This window comes from Brevibacterium sp. CBA3109 (assembly GCF_040256645.1).
Classification (GTDB): Bacteria; Actinomycetota; Actinomycetes; order Actinomycetales; family Brevibacteriaceae; genus Brevibacterium; species Brevibacterium koreense.
Genome location: NZ_CP158281.1, coordinates 270,694 through 288,003, shown reverse-complemented (window position 1 = coordinate 288,003; position 17,310 = coordinate 270,694). Strand labels below are relative to the sequence as shown.

The window sequence follows — 17,310 nt, the reverse complement described above, 5'->3', positions numbered from 1 at the left end:
GAAGCCGCCTGGGCATCTCTGCGAAGGTTACTGGCCGGAAACTCTCCGCTTTACTGCTACTCTGCGAAACAGTAATAGCAGGGACACGAGAGGCACGCGATGACTCAACAGCAATCAGTGGCCACCGACCGGGGCCACGGCTTCGTCAAGGCACTCGGAACGGTCGACGCACTGTTCATCGGGTTCGGAGCGATGATCGGCTTCGGCTGGGTCGTCCTCACCGGTGAGTGGCTCAGCGGCGCCGGAACCCTGGGTGCCATCCTCGCCTTCGCCGTCGGCGGCGTCATCATGTGCTTCGTCGGCACGGTCTACTCCGAGCTGGTTGCCGCCATGCCGCACGCCGGCGGTGAGCACAATTACCTCATCCGGGCGATGGGCCCCCGCGTCTCTCTGTTCGGCTCGTGGGCGATCACCGGCGGCTACATCAGTGTCGTCATGTTCGAAGCAGTCGCAGTACCCAAAACTGCGCTCTATCTGTTCCCGAACCTCGAGCACATCAAGCTGTGGACTGTTGCCGAATCCGATGTCTACCTCACCTGGGCTCTCGTCGGCACTGTCACCGCGATCTTCATCTCCTGGATCAACATCCGCGGCGTCAAACTCGCCTCGCTGGTCCAGACCTTCGTGGTCTCGTTCCTCATCATCGTTGCCTTCCTGCTCCTGACCGGTGGTCTGGTCGGAGGCGAAACCGCCAATGCCGAACCGCTCTTCACCGGTGGCGGTGCCGGCTTCATCGCAGTGGTCGCCGTCGTGCCCTTCCTATTCGTCGGTTTCGACGTCATTCCGCAGTCCGCGGAGGAGATCAAGCTGCCGCCGGCGAAGATCGGCAAGCTCGTCGTCATCTCCGTCCTCATGGCAGTCGCGTTCTACATCATCATCATCTGGATGACGTCGCTGGCCATGCCCGCCTCGGAGCTCGCCACCCATGACCTCGTGACTGCGGATGCTCTGGCCACAATGTTCAACTCCGCGTTCTGGGGCAAGCTCGTCATCGCCGGCGGTCTGGCCGGCATCATCACCTCCTGGAACGCATTCCTCATGGGTTCGTCTCGCCTGATGTGGGCCATGGCCGTGGCCGGTATGATCCCCGCCTGGTTCGGCAAGCTGCACCCGCGTTACCGCACCCCCGTCAACTCGATCATCTTCATCGGCATTCTCTCGGCGCTGGCGCCATTCCTCGGCGCAGCGGCCCTGGGCTGGATCGTCGACGCCGGCTCACCCGCCATCGTCATCGCCTACTTCCTCGTCAGCATCGGATTCCTCGTCCTGCGCAAGCGCGAACCGGCGATGGACCGTCCCCTGCGCATCGGCGGCAAGAGCAATGGCGGCATGGTCATCGGAGTCATCTCAGCCGTGCTCACCCTGGCGTTGTTCGTCCTCTATCTGCCGATCACCCCCTGGTCGGCACAGCTGGCATGGCAGTCCTGGGCGATGTTCGGCCTCTGGCTGGCAGTCGGAGTCTTCTTCATGTTCCGTCTGCCTACCGGCGTCAAGGCAGGACCCAACGCAGAAGTCGAACTCCTCGCCAAGGTCAAGTCCCTGCGCAGGAAGTGATGCGGTGAGGCTCAGCCCGACTAAGGGCGACTGAGACGAGAGTGCGGCCATCGGAGACTTCTCCGGTGGCCGCACGTCATTGCAGGAGGGCTGCGCCTGAGGACTGTGATCGACGATCGTGTCGTGCGGATTGACGCTGAGGTGCACCTGCTGGTGGTTCACCCCTCACCGCGAGCAGCAAATCACCCCCGTGCACATGTATGAATTGGCGCCACCGGTGCCTCGCGTGAAACCACCGGTTGTTATTGAGGCCGCGGGGAGGAAGTCGCGGCGCGGGGAGGAAGTCGTGGTGCGGGGAGCTATTGGAGCTGCGGGTGCGGGCAGAGGCGAGCGCGGCCACCGGCATATCGCACAGTGACCGCGCTCGGATCAGGGGAATGGAACCAGGCGGCATAGACCCAGACGCTTGCCGCGACTCAGACGGCGGCGTCGAGGCCGTGCATCTTCAGACGTTCACGCTGGTTGGGATTGACGCTTGGTCGAAACGGCATCTCCACCACCTCGGCGCGGACGGGTTCACCCGGGGTGTCGGCGAAGGGCTCGGGCAGCTGAACCCAGTACTCGGTTCCCAGCGCACTGCCCTCGACCGGCACATGAGCCATCGCGATATTGGCCTCGAGTTCCGGCGAGTACCAGGGCGAAGTCACATACCCGACTGGGTCGCCACCGGATGTGGCGCTGACCAGCCAGAAGTCGGGAGCGTAGTCCGTGATCGGCTTTCCGCCGACCAGCAAGCCCACGAGCTGAGTCTTGAACGGTGGAGTGCCGGCCGCGATCTGCTCGCGAACTTCCTCGAGCTTGGCCTTTCCGATGTAGTCGGCCTCCTTCTTCCGCGGCACCTGGTAGGAGAGGTTGACTTGGAACGGGTAGGTCTCGAAGTCCATGTCCTGGCCCCACGAGAGGATGCCGGCGGCGATCCTGCGGTGGTGGCTGGGAGCAACGACCCTGAGATTGTGGGCAACCCCGGCTTCGAGCACCGCGTTCCACATGTCCTCGGCGTACTTGGTCGAATCCTTGAGATAGATCTCGTAGCCCTTCTCTCCCGTGAATCCTGTCTGGGAGATGATCACGTCATGCCCGCCGACCTGGGCCTCCATCAGTCCATAGCTGGGCAGCGTGCGCCCCTCCTCTCCGACCAGGTCGGAGATGAGATCGACGGACTTCGGTCCCTGAACCTGAACCGGCGAGACGTCGATCTCCTGGATGGTGACATCGAACTTCCTGCCGACGTTGACTCCCTGCAGCCAGAGCATGAGGTCGGTGTCGGAGAGGCTGAACCAGAATTCGTCGATCGCCACACGCAGCAGGATCGGGTCATTGAGAATGCCCCCGGCCTCATTGCACAGGATCACGTAGCGGGCACGCATGACCGGGATCTTGGTCGCGTCACGGGTGATGACAAAGTTCACGAACGCCTCGGCGTCGGGACCCTTGACCTGAATCTGACGTTCGACAGCAACGTTCCACAAGGTCACGTCGTTGACGAGGGACTGGTACTCGGCCATCATCCCGCCGTCTTCGCGCGGCACATAGCCGCGCGGGTGGTACATCCGGTTGTAGATGGAGGCCCGCCAGCATCCCTGCTGCATGGACAGTTCCCAGTACGGCGACTTGCGCACTCTGGTGTCGATGAGCATCTCAACTGGGGTGGGGCCTGATTGGCGTAGGTTGATCGGGACTTCTCTGTCGCTTTGATCCACTGACGGGACGTTATTGTCCATGGTGTTCCCCCTGCTAACAGTTCTACAATGTAGAACTCGATTCCCATATTATGGGTATATTCAGTGTAGAATCGAAGTGTCGGCGGAAGCAAGGGTTTCCGTCCAGATTCATCGGCCGCCGACCCCCTTCCAAGGATTCTCTCAAGGGAGCCGGAATGTCACAGGCAAATCTGAGCACACTGCTCAAGTCCGCACGGTATGAAATCCTGCCCACCGCCGGAGTCGTCGACCGTGTCCACGAATACGTCGCGCCCGGCCGGGTGATCACGGTGACCGCCTCGACGGGCCTGACCCTTGAGGCGACACTGTCCACTGCGGAGCAGCTGCAGGCGCTCGGCTTCCAAGCGGTCCCCCACATCGCCGCGCGGATGGTGCAGAGCAGAACCGAGCTCGAAGAGATCGTCGCCCGCATCGCCCGGGCCGGCATCGATCGAATCTTCGTCCCCGCCGGTGACGCCACTCCTCCGGCTGGCGGCTACGCGAGTGCACTCGACCTCATCGTCGACCTCGCGAGCATGGCGGCACCTATCCAGCACCTCGGCGTCAGCGCCTACCCCGAGACCCACCCCCTCATCTCCGACGACGTCACCGTCCAGGCCATGTGGGACAAACGCGACTACGCCACCCACCTCGTATCGAACCTGTGCTTCGATCCAGCTGTGATCGCCACCTGGCTGGCCCGGGTCCGGGCCCGCGGCATCGAGCTGCCGCTCGTCCTCGGCATCGCGGGCAAGGTGGAGCTGACGAAGCTCGCACGAGTGGCGGGCAAGATCGGCGTCGGCGAATCGACGCGCTTCCTGCGCAAGAACACGGCGACCTTCTCCCGGATGGCCAAACCCGGCGGTTACAACCCACGGAAGCTCCTCGACAAGCTCGCCCCCACTCTCGACAATCCGGCTATGGGCGTGGTCGGACTGCACATCTACACGTTCAACCAGATCAAGGACACGGAGATCTGGAGGCGCAAGCAGCTCGCCGCCCTTGGCCACACCGACGAGGCGACGATCAAGAACGGCTGATCTCCCCACCGCACTCAGAGCGCGGCTCGCACCGGCGCACTCACACCTCACAGGAAGAATCTCACAGTTCTCACCGGGCCTGGGCATACGGTGGCAGGAAGAGAGATGCTGCCCGACGCCGCTGATCAGCACACAGAACCAACGGTGCCCGTCGCTGAGACCGTGACCCGAAACTCGGGGCTCCATCTTTCGCTCGGGAGGAGATCGCGATGGGACGTTTCCTGGCAATCGCTGCGACACTCAGCATTCTGGTGGCCCTGGGATGGGCGGCAGCAGTCGGACCGTGGGCATGGTGGGTGATCGGGGCGCTCGTCGCCGCCGTCATCGTTCTCGCGATCTACGACCTCACGCAGAAGAAGCACGCGATCCTGCGCAACTATCCGGTTGTCGGGCACCTGCGGTTCCTGCTCGAGAGCCTGCGGCCAGAACTCCAGCAGTACTTCATCGAACGCAACTGGGACGGTCGCCCCTTCGACCGTGACACACGCTCAATCGTCTACGAACGATCGAAGGGCATCCACGGAGAGAAGGCTTTCGGCACCGAACGCGATGTCAACGCCGCCGGCTATGAATACCTCACCCATTCGACCGCTCCGGTCACCGCACCCAGCACTGCCCCACGCGTCATGGTAGGCGGTCCCGACTGCTCACAGCCCTACAGCATGTCCCTGCTCAACGTCTCAGCGATGAGCTTCGGTGCCCTGTCCCCGAATGCCGTGCGCGCACTCAACCGAGGAGCCGAGATGGGCGGCTTCGCCCACGACACCGGCGAAGGCGGCATCTCGCCCTACCACCTCGAGAACAATGGCGACCTGATCTGGGAGGTCGGCTCGGGATACTTCGGCACGCGCACCGACGACGGCCGGTTCGATCCGGACCAGTTCGCGCAGCAGAGCTCGCGTGAGCAGGTCAAATGTGTGTCCCTGAAACTGAGCCAGGGAGCGAAGCCAGGCATCGGCGGCGTGCTGCCGGCGGCCAAGGTCACGGCGGAGATCGCGCGGGCCCGCGGAGTCCCGGAGGGCGAAAAATGTGTCAGCCCCGCGGCTCATTCTGCTTTCAGCACCCCGACCGAACTCATTGAGTTCATCGCTCGCATGCGTGAACTCTCGGGTGGGAAGCCGGCCGGTTTCAAATTGTGCGTCGGCTCCCGTATCGATGTGCTGGCGATCTGCAAGGCCATCAACGAGGTCGGCACAGCACCGGACTTCATCATCGTCGACGGCTCCGAGGGCGGAACCGGTGCGGCTCCGCTCGAATTCGAAGACCATATGGGAACGCCTCTGACCGACGGCCTGCTCACCGTGCACAACGCACTGGTGGGAACCGGTCTGCGAGACCAGATCCGGATCGGAGCCAGCGGCAAGGTCGCCACCGGCAACGACATCGTCAAACGCCTGGCACAAGGGGCCGACTACACGAATTCTGCACGAGCGATGATGATGGCCGTCGGCTGCATCCAGGCCCAGATCTGCCATACCGGCCTGTGCCCTGTCGGCGTTACGACACAGGATTTGAAGCGGCAGCGGGCCCTGCACGTGGGAGACAAGAGCGAACGCGTACAGAACTACCAGAAAGCGACCGTCGATCAGGCCGTCCAGATCATGGCGTCCATGGGTGTCAGCGACCCACGAGATCTGCGCCCCGAGTTCCTGCAGCGCAATATCGCACGCAATGAGCATCGCTCATATGCCGAACTCTACGAATGGCTGCAGCCGGGAGAGCTGCTGGCACAGGCACCGGAGTCATGGGCGAAGGACTGGGCTCTTGCCGACTCAGGCACCTTCCGGCGGCGCGCGTGACTCAGCGGTGGGTGACCTTGCGCTTGAGGCTGCGGGAGAGCAGGCCCGCTTCGTCGACGAGGAGACGCCCGACCTCATCGTGGTGATCAGCGATGCGCATGGTCGGACCCGAGATTCCGATCGCCGCAATCACCCGGCCGTCGACGCCGTTCACGGGTGCGGCCAGGGCATCGAGGCCCTCTTCGAACTCCTGGTGCACGATCGCGTATCCACGTTCGCGCACCTCGGCGAGGTTGTCCAGGAGCTCTTTCCGGGACCCCAAGGTGTAGGGGGTGCGCCGTTCCAGACGGCCCGAGGGGACCGGAATGATGTCGAAGGCATACATGATCTTGCCCAGCGCCGAGCAGTGCGGCGGCACCTCCACATCGACCCAGTTCGTGGCGCCGAGGACGAAGGTCGAATCGACCTGCGCGACCTGCACGACACCCGTGGAGCTGGGGACGGCGAGGTTGACCGTCTCACCGGTCTCTTCGCTCAGCCGCTGCAGTGTGGGATCAGCCGCCGTGACCAGCGTCTCGACGCGATCGAAGCGCGAAGCGTAGGTCGCGAACAGGGAACCTCCGCGATACTGCCCGCCCCCGTCACGTTCGACCAGCCCGTTGCGTTCGAGGGCGGAGAGCAGTCGTGAGACCGTCGAGCGCGCCAGCTGGGTCGACTCCACCACCTCGGTGTAGGAGATCGGGGCATCCGCCTTCACCACCAGCGACAATATCTCTGCCGCACGATCGATCGACTGGGTCCCATTGGTCATTACGCTCAACTCCGTCGGGGAAAGATATGCCGCGGCACCAGTGGCACTCCGGCGGCATTCACCCTACAGCACACGTGATCGGCCCCTGTTCGTGTTGTGCCATGTGAGCTACAGTTTCGAAATGAGCAACAGCGAGACGAACACCGGCTCCGTGCAGTCGGTCGACCGCGCGGTCACGATCCTGGAGATCATAGCCCGCACCGGCCTCGCCGGCGTCACCGACATCGCCGCCGAACTCGGCGTGCACAAGTCGACCGCCTCCCGCATCGTCTCCACGCTCGAGGCCCGCGGCCTCGTCGAACAGGACCAGCATCGCGGCAAGTACCGCCTGGGCCTGGGCATCCTCCGCCTCGCCGGAGCCACCACCGCACGCCTCGACATCGTCCAGGAGGCCCGCCCGATCGCGAAACTCCTGGCCGAACGCACCGGGGAGACGATCAACATCGCCGTCCTCTCCGACGGCGCGGCCCTCTACCTCGACCAAGTATCGGGCACCGCCTCCGTCCAGAGCCACAACTGGGTCGGCCAGCGCATCCCCCTGCACGCGACGTCGAACGGCAAGGTCCTCTTGTCGGGCCTGAGCGAGGCCGGCATCCGCACTGCCCTTGAGTCCAGGCTTCCGACCTACACCCCGCACACCGTGACTTCGATTCCCCACCTGCTCACCGAAATCGCCGAGGTGGTCGCCGCCGGGCACTCGATCGTCATCGATGAGCTCGAGATCGGCCTCACCGCCGTCTCCGCACCCATCCGCAACGCCCACGGCGATGTCATCGCCTCGATCTCGGCCTCGGGGCCGGGGTTCCGCTTCACCGACAAAAAGGTCGCTGCCGCCAAAGACCTGCTGGTGGCTGCGGCCGCTGACGTCTCGTCACGGTTCGGCTGGCGCGAAAACCCTTGACACGCCTCGGCGGGCGGGGGACGATCAAAGCACCCAGTTTCACATAGTGCGTCACGTTGCATAGTACGCAACATGTGCCGTTGAAGGCGAAGAAGCCTTCGGAGAGGAGCCTGATATGGCTTCCATTCCCACCCAGGCCAGTGTCGTTGTCGTCGGTGCAGGCATCGTCGGCAACAGCCTCGTCCACCATCTGGCCGAACTCGGCTGGAGGGACATCGTCCAGGTCGACAAGGGCCCGCTGCCCAACCCGGGCGGCTCGACCGGGCACGCCTCGAACTTCATCTTCCCGGTCGACCACTCCCGCGAGATCACCGACCTCACCCTCGACAGCGTGCGTCAGTACAAAGACCTGGGCGTCTTCACCCAGTCCGGCGGCTTCGAGGTCGCCCGCACCCAGGAGCGCATGCAGGAGCTGCGGCGCAGGATGGCCTCGGCGAAGGCATGGGGCATCGAGTCCCACCTGGTCACCCCCGAAGAGGTCGTCGAGAAGGTCCCCTTCCTCGACCCCTCCGTCATCGTCGGCGCCTTCTGGACACCCACGGTCGGCGTCGTCGACTCCGTGGGGGCGGGCACGATGATGCGCGAATCCGCACAGAGCAAGGGTGCGCTCACAGTGTCACCGAACACCGAAGTGACCGGCATCGACGTCGAGAACGGAGCGATCGCACGGGTCCACACGACCAAGGGACCGATCGAAACCGATAAGATCCTCGTCGCCTGCGGAGTCTGGAGCCCACGTATCGCTGCCATGGCCGGGGCCGCGATCCCGCTGACGCCGGCAGTGCACCAGATGATCAGCGTCGGCCCGGTCCCGCAGCTGGCCGAGCAGACGGGTGAGATCTCCGTTCCCATCGTGCGCGACATGGACACCTTCTGCTATGAGCGCCAGCACGGATCGGACATGGAGATCGGTTCCTATGCCCACCGTGCGATCCTTCACGAACCAGACGAGATCCCGTCGATCGAGGCCGCGAAGCTCTCTCCCACGGAGATGCCCTTCACCGACGACGATTTCGACCCACAGCTCGAACAGGCCCTCGAACTCATGCCCGAGGTCCTGTCTAACCCCGACGTCGAGATCCGCTATGCGATCAATGGTCTGCTGTCCCTGACCCCGGACGGTGCCCCCATCCTCGGCGAGTCCCCCGAGGTCAAAGGCCTGTGGTCGGCGGCAGCGGTGTGGGTGAAGGAAGGACCGGGCGTGGGCCGTGCCGTGGCCGAATGGATGACGAACGGTCTGCCCGAGATCGACGTGCAGGGCGCAGACATCGCCCGCTTCCACCCGCACCAGCGCACTCGCGAACACGTGAGGGCCCGCACCTCCGAGGCATTCATCAAGACCTACGGCATCGTCCACCCGGGCGAGCAGTGGAACTCCGACCGCAATGTCCGCCTCTCCCCCATGCATGAGCGCGAGAAGGAACTCGGCGCCGTCTTCTTCGAGGTCGCCGGCTGGGAACGCCCGCAATGGTACGAATCGAATGCGAAGCTGCTCGAGGAGTTCGGCGAGCGCGTCATGGACCGCAGCGCGGAATGGGACTCGCGCTGGTGGTCACCGATCATCAATGCCGAACATCTGGCACTGCGCGAGCGCGCCGGGCTCGTGGACCTCTCAAGCTTCGTCATCTTCGATGTGTTCGGGCCCGCCGCCCTCGATGCCGTCCAGTCCATCGTGCTCGCCCAGATGGATGTGAGCATCGGCCGCGTGGTCTACACACCGGTCCTCGATGAGGCTGGCGGGTTCCGTTCGGACCTGACCATCATGCGCCTGGCTCACGACCGGTTCCGCGTCGTCACAGGTGCCGCCCACGGCATGGTCGACGTCAAATGGTTCGCCGATCGGCTGCCGGTCACGGGTGCCCAGATCGCCGACCTCACCTCCTCGTGGACGACGATCGGACTCTGGGGGCCACGGGCACGGGACATCCTCTCGCAGATCACGAGCGCAGACGTCAGCCACGAAGGCTTCAAGTTCGGTACGGCGCGGACCATCGAAATCGGCTCGCTGACGGTCCTGGCCTCCCGCATCTCCTACGTCGGCGATCTGGGTTGGGAGCTCTACGTCCCCATGGAATCCGGGCTGAAGCTCTGGGACGTCCTCACCGAGGCCGGACGCGAGCACGGGCTCGCACCGGTGGGGCTGGGCGTCTATGGCACGACGGGGCGCATCGAGAAGGGCTACCGCGCCTTCGGTGCCGAACTCGACTCCGAACGCAGCGTCATCGAGGTCGGTATGGCCCGACCGAAGGTGAAGTCGCAGAGCTTCGTCGGCCGCGATGCCCACCTGCGACACCGCGCGGAGGACCCGAAAGCGGTCCTCTGCTCACTCACGGTCGACGATCATACGAGCGCCAGCGGCGAGAAGCGCTACATGCTCGGCGGGGAACCCATCCTGTCCCAGGACGGCGGCCCGCTGGTCGATGGGCATGGGCACCACGCCTTCGTCACCTCGGCGGGGTCCGCTCCGAGCCTGGGACAGCACGTCCTGATGGCCTTCCTCCCTCCCGCCGAGGCGGTCCTGGGCAACCAGCTCACCGTCGTCTACATGGAGGAGTCCTACCCGGTGACGGTGGCCTCGATCGACGCCACCCCACTCTTCGACCCCAGCAACGAGAGCATCAGGAGGTAGGCGATGAATATTCTCGTCTGCATCAAGCGCATCCCCGACATCTCGGGCCAGATCACACTCAACGACTCCGGCACGGACATCGATGACTCGGGTCTGGGCCACACCACCTCGGCGCATGAGGAGTGCGCGGTAGAGCTGGCCATCCAGACCGCGGCGGCCACCGGCGGCAAGGTCACGGTGCTGACCCTGGGCCCCGCCGAGGCGGTCGAACAGCTGCGCGCGGCTGTGGCCGTGGGCGCCAACGACGGGATCCTCATCGAAGCCGAGGCTCCCGGAGCCTTCGGCCCCGAGGACATTGCCCAGGTCATCGGCGACGTCATCCGCGACCGCGCCGAGGAGGGGCAGAGCTTTGATCTCGTGCTGTTGGGCAATGATGCCGCCGACACCGGTGATTTCCAGGTCGGAATCCGCCTGGCCTACGACCTCGAATACCCCGTGCTGACAGGGATCCAGACGCTGAGTGCGACCGGTGGTTCTGGCGGTTCGGCGGCGATCGAGGCCCATGGGATCGGGCCGGCTGGGACAGAGGTCTTCTCCCTTGATCTGCCCGCCGTCATCGCCGTTCAGGAGGGCGGCGTCGACCCGCGCTATCCCTCGATCACCGGGCGGATGAAGGCGAAGAAGGCTCGCATCGCCGAATATGTGGCGCCGGAACCGGGTGCCGGAAGTCCGCGCATCGGCCTCGAGCTGCCACCGGAGACGGCGAGCGCGGTCACCATCCTCGGTGAGGGGCCCGATGCTGCCGGCGCCCTGGTTGATGTTCTGGAAGAGATCGGAGTGATCAGGTCATGACTCTCGTATACGTCGAAACCGATGAGAACGCTCAGGTGCAGCTGACCTCGGCCGAGGCGATCACCTTCGCCCGCACGAACGCGGACGTCCTCGCCGCAACCACCCCCACACAACTACCTGGCGGGGGCCCAGATACCTCGCGCGAGGTTGCTGGGCCGCCCTCAGGTAGTTCGGGGAGTGGTGGCTTGGGTGGAGGGGTGGAGGTTGCGGTCATCGGGCCGCTCTCCAACGACTGCGTTGATGAGTTGACCCGCCTCGGGGTGGACACCATTCATCACCTTGAGCACACTGACCTTGAGGCCTATTCAGCCGCTGCGTGGGCGCAGGCACTGGTCGACATCGCGCCGGAGACCGGGACCGTGATGGCGTCGGGGACACCGCGCGGAATGGAGCTCATGGCACATGTGGCGGTGAGAACCGGGGAGCGGATGGCGGCCAATGTCGTGGCCGCCGATGACGGGGGTCTGCTGCGGCAGGTGCTCGGCGGGGCCGCGTTCGAACGCCTCCAGCTCGGCGGTGACCTGCAGGTTCTCACGATCGCCGGTCACGCCTGCAATCCGCAGGAGACGACACCGACAAGCCCCGAGATCGTCAGCCACTCCCCAGCGGCCGCGGCCGACGATCTGCGAACACGAGTCGTGCGCACCGAGGTTGAGACCGCCGATGACACCGACACGTCGGGCTTGACCCAGGCCCGCGCCGTTGTCGGTGCCGGCCGCGGGGTCGGTTCGGAGAACGGCTTCGGCGAGGTCCTCGAACTCGTCGACCACCTCGGCGGGGCACTGGGTGCCTCTCGTGTCGTCACGGGGCTGGGCTGGCGGCCACATGCGGAGCAGGTCGGTCAGACCGGCAGTCGGATCACGCCCGATGTCTACATCGCGTGCGGAATCTCCGGCGCAGTCCAGCACATGGCCGGCGTCGAGGGTGCGAAGACGATCATCGCGATCAACACCGATGAGGAGTCGACAATGGTCCAGCGCGCCGACTACGCGATCATCGGCGACCTCCACGAGGTTGTGGGTGCGGTCAACGAGGAGATCCGGAACCGACGCGGCTGATCCCGCTCACAGGCCCAATTCGGCGATCACCGCGTCGGTGTCGGAACCGATGGCCGGAGCCCGCCGAGGCTGGTCTGCACTGTCCGTGCCAGCTGAGGTGGGTGCGCCATCAGCAGAGGTGGGCGCGGTTGCCTGGCCGAACCTCGGCGCCGGTGTGGGCTGATCGATTCCGGCTTCGTCGGTGTAGAAGAGGCCGCGGTGTAAGTTGTGGGGATCGGTCTTCGAGTTCGGCCAAGGTGCGTGAGGCGAGCGCCTCAGCAAAGACTGGTCGCATGATGGACCAGTGCCTCGGCTGCCAATGATCGATCTCGCTCAGCGGTGCGGGCAGTTGGTCTTCGATGCCGAGGGTGCCCAGGAAATCGGCGAAGAATGTCGGTTCGATGCAGGCAACGGACACGTACCTGTCATCGGCGGTGGGATAGACGTCGTAGAACGGTGTTCCGGAATCCAAGAGTTTGCGCCCACGTGCATCGTGGCGCCACATTCCCATCTCGGAGAAGCCGTGCATCATCGAATACAGATGGTTCGCGCCGTCGATCATGGCGGTGTCGACTACAGTGTCGATGCAGGTGATGCGGGCGCTGGTGAGTGCGCCGAAGACGCCGACGACGAGGAGCATGCCGCCACCGCCGAAGTCGCCGATGAGGTTCGCGGGGAACTGCGGCGGTCCTTCGGCGCGACCGAGCTGGTTGAGCAGTCCCGTCGAGGCGATATAGCCCAGGTCGTGGCCGGCCTTCTGCGCCTTCGGCCCGCCTTGGCCATAGCCGTGATGCGGCCGTAGACGAGTGTCGGATTGAGCGCGTGGAGATCGTCCGGCCCGAGGCCCAACCGTTCCGCATCGCCTGGGCGAAAGCCTTCGATGACGATGTCGGACTCCGCACCCAAGGAGCGGGCGAGTTCGATGCCGGCCTCGGACTTGAAGTCTGCGGTGACCGAGCTTTTACCCCGGTCGAGGACGGGGTTCATCGGCTGACCTGCAACTGCGGACGGATCGAGGCGAATCACCTCGGCGCCCATATCTGCCAACATCATTGTGGCGGAGGGATCGGGGCCGATTCCGCCGAGGTCGAGAACGCGCACGCCTTTGAGCACAGTCATGATTTCCTTTCGTCGACCAGTCCTGTTTAACTATAGAACGATCGATCAGTTCCGCTCAGGAAACAGGACCGCTCGTGAGCATGAGGGATCCCGGCGATCAGGGCCGCCCTGCCGTCCTGGTAACGTCCCAGAGTCGGAGATGGAGAGTCTCCGAAGCAGTTGAGTCGAAAGGTTGTCCGTGAAGACATTCGAGTATTCCCCAGAGGTGCGTTGGTCCGATCAGGACATGCTTGGCCACGTGAACAACGCGCGCATGATCACCCTCATCGAGGAGTGCCGCATCAGGTGGCTCCATGAAGCCGAAGCGGGCAGCCTGACCGGCGGGGGCATGCTCGTCGCCAACCAGTCGATCGACTACCTGCTCCCCGTCATGTACGGCCCCGAGCTCACAATGACGGTGACCGTCAAACGGATCGGCAGCTCCTCGTTCACTGTCCACACGCGTGGTGACCAGAGCGGCCAGAAGGTGTTCAACTCCGACGTCATCCTCGTCCACATCGACCGGGAAACCGGCCGACCAGCACCGATCACCGAGGACATTCGCAGCGTTCTCGAGGAATACGTCGCCGAGGCCGGCTGAGGCCCGGCCCGACAGGGCACAATCACATCGCAAGCATGCGATCAACGGCGCACCCACCGCGCCGAGGCGGCAGCGGAGCTGACTGCCTCGGTCGATGCCACCCGGTCTGCGAGTTCGACCGCTAAAAGGGCCGAGCCCACCGTGAGGCGCGGAGCCTGGGGATGGCCATCTCCGCGCACATCAGGTGCTCGTGCTTCTTCAGTTTCGAGCGGTATTCTTGGAACCCATCGGCTAGCCCCAGGCCGACGCCGCCTGATCTCCGACCAGCCGGCACTCGACTCCCCCAGGAAGGACCAATGGCAGCCACATCCCCCTCGCCGGTCTCAGCACGTCGGCAGGCTCGGCATGTCACGGTCTTCCTTGACGTCGATGGAGTGCTCAACTCATACCCGGTGCCCAAGCTGCGCATCATGACCGAAGGCCGCAAGAAGCTCCAAGCCTGGCAGTACGAACTGCACTACAAGCCTGCGGTCATCGCGTTCTTCGACCGTCTCGTCGAAACCCACGAGGTCGACATTGTGTGGCTCTCCACCTGGTCCCAGCGGTGCAAGACGGAACTGGAGCCGAAATTCGGTCTGCGCAATTCCTTCGAGGTCATTCAGATGCCCGACGAGTCCCACAACCGTTACGCCAACGATCCTCACCTGTGGTGGAAGGCCCGGGCCATGGAGGACTGGCTCGACTCCCACGAGCATGGTCGGGCCGTCTGGATCGATGATGACCTCGCCGCACCGGCCACGCGGGACTACTTCGTCGAACACTATCCGGCGAACAGGCTCAAGCTCATTGCTCCTGAGTTCGCGCAGGGCCTGACGAAGGCGCACCTGAAGGAGATCAAGGAATTCGCCTACCCGAAAGAGGATTCATGACGCGTATCGGTCTGCTCGATTCCGGACTCGGACTGCTCGGCACCGCCGATGCACTCTTCCATCTGGCTCCGCACGCGGATCTGATCCTGGCCATGGACCCGGACTTCACCCCCTACGGCAGCCTCAGCCCGGAAGCGCTCGAGGCCAGGGCCCTGCACTCGGCAGCGGTGCTCGCCGAATGGGAGCCCGATGCGATCGTCATCGCCTGCAACACGGCATCGGTTCAGGCGCTGGCGACCGTACGCGCCCGCTACGAGCCCGACATCCCCGTCATCGGCACCGTGCCCGCGGTGAAGATGGCGGCCGGGACCGGGCAGGACTTCGCCATCTGGGCGACCCCGGCAACGACGGGCAGTGCCTATCAGCAGAACCTCATCGACACCTTCGCCGCCGAGGTGGCAGTGTCGCCAGTGGCATGCCCAGGCCTCGCCGAGGCGATCAATGAGGCTGACATCGCCATGATCGATTCCGCGATCGACGCGGCCCTGGACCAGATGGATCCCGGTATGGAGACGATCGTGCTCGGATGCACCCACTACGGCCTGGTCGCCGAGCGGATCATGGCCGCCAGGGCCGGCGCGATCACACTCTTCGACTCCCCCATTCCGGTGGCGAAGCAGACTCTGCGCAGAATCGGCATCGATGCCCACGGGGTCGGCCCTGGCCAGCCCGACACGGGGGAGGTCATCGCCACGTATGCCTCCGGTCGGCTCGTGCGGCTGCCACGGTCACTGAATGCCTATCCGGCCGGGAAGCGCCTGCTGGCACGAGAGTCCTCGGCGGCTCCCCACACCGAGATCTGAACGGATCCAGCCAATCGGCTCAGCATTATAACCAAGACGGATCAACATTTCCACTCCGGTGCTAGCGTGGATAGGAGAGCCAATCGTCAAAGGAGGCGGTCCCGATGTTCTTGCTGTATATAGTCCTCGGCCTGGTTGTACTGGGTCTGATTACGCTTGGCAATAGCCTGAAGGTCATCAAACAGTACGAACGCGGGGTCGTCTTCCGTCTGGGACGAGTCACGAACGACCACAAGAATCCAGGTATGACGGCGATCGTGCCGTTCGTGGACAAGCTGGAGAAGGTCAATCTGCAGATCATCACCATGCCGAACGTGAGCGTCGTTCACGCGTGATCATCGCCGACGGTGAGTTCCAGGCCTCCAACAAGCTCGCACAGGCAGCCGAGATAATGGCGGACACGCCCGCAGCTCTGCAGCTACGCCTGCTTCAGACGATCGTCGAAGTCTCCGCCGAGAAGAATTCGACCCTGGTCCTGCCATTCCCCGTCGAGCTCCTGCGATTCTTGGAGGGGAACACTCCGACGGCGGCGACTACCTCAGCCGAGGACGTCCCCGCGGGGACGTCTGGCAACGACAGCACCGCCTCGGCGGCGAACGCCTCGTTGAGCTCCACTTTCGGAGCCAAGGACACCGAAGCCTCGCTGGAGGATCTCAACGGAATCGTCCGGGCACTCTCCAACTCGATGAGGCTGAACGAGACGATGAACCTGCCCGCATCGATCAAGCTTCCAGGCAGCGAGAGCAGCACTGCAGCCTCGGCGAACATAGCTGGGAACGACGAAAAAGCGCCTGCATAGCCTGATGCGCTCAGCGAGCTTCCATACCGAGTGACTACGCTTGAGGCATGGACCTGAAACGCACCAGCAGAACAGTCATCGTCAACGGCGTCATCGCCTTTCTCGTGGGTGTCCTCATGATGGTCTGGCCCGGTGCCAGCGCCGAGGTGGTAGTGCGAATCTTCGCCGCCTGGCTGGCCGTCATCGCCGTCTCCTCCTTCGTCCTCGCCCCGAAGGGCGGACGAACTGGGAGTTTGGTGGCCCGTTCTGTCCTGCTGATCCTCCTCGGCGCGCTCATCTTCTTCTCCCCCATGTTCTTCGCGGCCTTCGTCACCGTATTGACCGGGTTCGCGGTCATCTTCTTCAGCTTCTTCGCCGTCACCGTCTCACTATTCATTCGCAGCATGGGTGTGCGGATGTGGTGGGCACTGACACTCATCGGAGTGATCGGCATCATTCTCGGCGGCTTCTTCCTCTTCGCCCCAGAGGCCGGCGTCACAGCGCTCATCTTCACGCTCGCGACCTTCATCGTCGTCGTCGGTATTGCCTTGGTCGCTCTCGGCAGGCGTCTGCACAAGACCGCTCAGAACCTGCAGCACGACCCGAACCGCCGGCCCCCCGAGGACGGCGGCGACATCATCACCGGCGAAGTCATCGAATAGAGCCCGGCCACCTCGGCCCCAGAAATTTCGCCGAGCGGACCACTTAGCGTCGAAGGGACCAGTTGCACTGAGCTCCCTCGACGCCAAGTGGTCCGTTCGGCGTTCAGCAGGCATTCGGCAGGCCCCGACGCTGAATGGCCAGGTCCCATCTTGGAGATCGGTCCCGGCATCGGTGCAGTAGCTGCTCAGTCCCCAATGTGCACCCTGGTTCGACATTCGCCGCATCGAACGCCTTCCGACCGGGTGATGAAGAAGCTCGAAGTCCACACCCTAGGCTTCGACAGTGACGCCAAGCT

Annotated in this window: 15 protein-coding genes and 1 pseudogene; 13 read left to right on the top strand and 3 right to left on the bottom strand. The window is 64.2% G+C overall.

Annotated features, from left to right (window positions below):
* Nucleotides 1-99 precede the first annotated feature (99 nt).
* Nucleotides 100-1,554, top strand: a complete 1,455-nt coding sequence (locus AAFP32_RS01320; RefSeq protein WP_350270295.1) for an APC family permease — start codon at nucleotides 100-102, stop codon at nucleotides 1,552-1,554.
* A gap of 416 nt (nucleotides 1,555-1,970) precedes the next feature.
* Here AAFP32_RS01320 and AAFP32_RS01315 read toward each other — a convergent pair whose 3' ends face one another.
* Nucleotides 1,971-3,254, bottom strand: coding sequence for a glycine cleavage T C-terminal barrel domain-containing protein (locus tag AAFP32_RS01315; RefSeq protein ID WP_350270294.1), 1,284 nt, complete (start codon nucleotides 3,252-3,254; stop codon nucleotides 1,971-1,973).
* 176 nt (nucleotides 3,255-3,430) lie between these two features.
* Here AAFP32_RS01315 and AAFP32_RS01310 point away from each other — a divergent pair, with 176 nt between their 5' ends.
* Together AAFP32_RS01310 and AAFP32_RS01305 are read left to right on the top strand one after the other, a co-directional pair.
* Nucleotides 3,431-4,294 carry a methylenetetrahydrofolate reductase gene (locus AAFP32_RS01310; RefSeq protein WP_350270293.1) on the top strand — a complete coding sequence of 288 codons (864 nt, stop codon included), beginning with the start codon at nucleotides 3,431-3,433 and terminating at the stop codon, nucleotides 4,292-4,294.
* 209 nt (nucleotides 4,295-4,503) lie between these two features.
* On the top strand, nucleotides 4,504-6,093 hold the full coding sequence (locus AAFP32_RS01305; protein WP_350270292.1) for an FMN-binding glutamate synthase family protein: 1,590 nt from the start codon (nucleotides 4,504-4,506) through the stop codon (nucleotides 6,091-6,093).
* Between the two features lies 1 nt (nucleotide 6,094).
* Here the strand turns inward: AAFP32_RS01305 and AAFP32_RS01300 are convergent, their stop codons facing one another.
* Nucleotides 6,095-6,844: an IclR family transcriptional regulator gene (locus tag AAFP32_RS01300; protein WP_350270291.1), complete on the bottom strand. Its 750-nt coding sequence runs from the start codon at nucleotides 6,842-6,844 to the stop codon at nucleotides 6,095-6,097.
* Nucleotides 6,845-6,965: 121 nt separating this feature from the next.
* Here AAFP32_RS01300 and AAFP32_RS01295 point away from each other — a divergent pair, with 121 nt between their 5' ends.
* The 4 genes from AAFP32_RS01295 to AAFP32_RS01280 all read left to right on the top strand — a co-directional run bounded on the left by AAFP32_RS01295 (nucleotide 6,966) and on the right by AAFP32_RS01280 (nucleotide 12,224).
* Nucleotides 6,966-7,745: an IclR family transcriptional regulator gene (locus AAFP32_RS01295; protein ID WP_350270290.1), complete on the top strand. Its 780-nt coding sequence runs from the start codon at nucleotides 6,966-6,968 to the stop codon at nucleotides 7,743-7,745.
* 115 nt (nucleotides 7,746-7,860) lie between these two features.
* The gene (locus AAFP32_RS01290) at nucleotides 7,861-10,374 is read left to right on the top strand and encodes an FAD-dependent oxidoreductase (RefSeq protein ID WP_350270289.1); all 2,514 of its coding nucleotides are present in this window, start codon (nucleotides 7,861-7,863) and stop codon (nucleotides 10,372-10,374) included.
* 3 nt (nucleotides 10,375-10,377) lie between these two features.
* On the top strand, nucleotides 10,378-11,166 hold the full coding sequence (locus tag AAFP32_RS01285) for an electron transfer flavoprotein subunit beta/FixA family protein (RefSeq protein WP_350270288.1): 789 nt from the start codon (nucleotides 10,378-10,380) through the stop codon (nucleotides 11,164-11,166).
* The gene (locus AAFP32_RS01280) at nucleotides 11,163-12,224 is read left to right on the top strand and encodes an electron transfer flavoprotein subunit alpha/FixB family protein (RefSeq protein ID WP_350270287.1); all 1,062 of its coding nucleotides are present in this window, start codon (nucleotides 11,163-11,165) and stop codon (nucleotides 12,222-12,224) included. Before AAFP32_RS01285 ends, AAFP32_RS01280 begins: the two co-directional genes overlap by 4 nt.
* A gap of 109 nt (nucleotides 12,225-12,333) precedes the next feature.
* Here AAFP32_RS01280 and AAFP32_RS01275 read toward each other — a convergent pair.
* Nucleotides 12,334-13,253, bottom strand: a pseudogene (locus AAFP32_RS01275) (CoA transferase).
* Nucleotides 13,254-13,500: 247 nt separating this feature from the next.
* On the opposite strand from AAFP32_RS01275, the gene AAFP32_RS01270 reads away from it, so the two are divergent.
* From AAFP32_RS01270 to AAFP32_RS01245, 6 genes are all read left to right on the top strand, one after another.
* Complete coding sequence (locus AAFP32_RS01270; protein ID WP_101643299.1) at nucleotides 13,501-13,902, top strand: acyl-CoA thioesterase; 402 nt, start codon at nucleotides 13,501-13,503, stop codon at nucleotides 13,900-13,902.
* A gap of 296 nt (nucleotides 13,903-14,198) precedes the next feature.
* Nucleotides 14,199-14,771 carry an HAD domain-containing protein gene (locus tag AAFP32_RS01265; protein WP_350270286.1) on the top strand — a complete coding sequence of 191 codons (573 nt, stop codon included), beginning with the start codon at nucleotides 14,199-14,201 and terminating at the stop codon, nucleotides 14,769-14,771.
* Complete coding sequence (locus AAFP32_RS01260) at nucleotides 14,768-15,574, top strand: glutamate racemase (protein WP_350270285.1); 807 nt, start codon at nucleotides 14,768-14,770, stop codon at nucleotides 15,572-15,574. Before AAFP32_RS01265 ends, AAFP32_RS01260 begins: the two co-directional genes overlap by 4 nt.
* A 104-nt stretch (nucleotides 15,575-15,678) precedes the next feature.
* Nucleotides 15,679-15,909, top strand: a complete 231-nt coding sequence (locus AAFP32_RS01255; protein ID WP_350270284.1) for an SPFH domain-containing protein — start codon at nucleotides 15,679-15,681, stop codon at nucleotides 15,907-15,909.
* A complete protein-coding gene (locus AAFP32_RS01250; RefSeq protein WP_350270283.1) occupies nucleotides 15,906-16,373 on the top strand; it encodes a hypothetical protein in 468 nt (155 codons plus the stop codon). Before AAFP32_RS01255 ends, AAFP32_RS01250 begins: the two co-directional genes overlap by 4 nt.
* Before the next feature lie 47 nt (nucleotides 16,374-16,420).
* Complete coding sequence (locus AAFP32_RS01245) at nucleotides 16,421-17,014, top strand: HdeD family acid-resistance protein (protein WP_350270282.1); 594 nt, start codon at nucleotides 16,421-16,423, stop codon at nucleotides 17,012-17,014.
* Nucleotides 17,015-17,310: the final 296 nt, after the last annotated feature.